Origin of the sequence: Streptomyces sp. DH12, assembly GCF_020873895.1 — a bacterium.
Classification (GTDB): domain Bacteria; phylum Actinomycetota; class Actinomycetes; order Streptomycetales; family Streptomycetaceae; genus Streptomyces.
This window is the reverse complement of the sequence record NZ_JAHWGT010000495.1, coordinates 1-589: the sequence shown is the minus strand read 5'-3', so window position 1 is coordinate 589 and position 589 is coordinate 1. Positions and strand designations below refer to the sequence as shown.

At 76.2% G+C, this 589-nt stretch carries 1 protein-coding gene; it reads right to left on the bottom strand.

Annotated elements, in window-relative coordinates; translation table 11 throughout:
* Positions 1 to 589 (bottom strand): (Fe-S)-binding protein (locus LPA54_RS35380; RefSeq protein ID WP_228984683.1); only part of this gene is annotated, 589 nt, incomplete at both ends.

Sequence of the window (589 nt, the reverse complement as noted above, 5' to 3'; positions counted from 1 at the left end):
ACCCGCAGCCCCGCCGCCTCCAGGACCCGTACCGCCGCCCGGCCCGCCGACGGCGACAGGTGCTCGGTGAAGGTGTCCGGCCACAGCACCACCAGCGGGCCCTCGCCCGCGGCAGGCGTCCGCCTCCGCCGCCACCAGCGGCTGAAGGGCTCCGCCGCCAGACGCGGGATCTCCCGCCCGCCCGCGATCCCACCCAGCCGTTTCGCCAGGCGTGCGACCGGGCGCACCGAGGCGAGCGCGTTCGCCGCCCCCGCCGTCCGGGTCCGGGCCGCCCAGGACAGCCACACGGGCAGCCACCCCATCGCGTAATGCGCGGCGGGACGGCGGCGGCCCGCGTAGTGGTGGTGCAGGAACTCCGCCTTGTACGTGGCCATGTCGACGCCGACCGGGCAGTCGGAGCGGCACCCCTTGCAGGACAGGCACAGGTCGAGCGCGTCTCGCACCTCCGTGGAGCGCCAGCCGTCGGTCACCACCTCGCCCGCGAGCATCTCGTGCAGCAGCCGGGCGCGCCCGCGGGTGGAGTGCTCCTCCTCCCCCGTCGCCCGGAACGACGGGCACATCACGGCGGACCCCGACACGGACGTCGTAC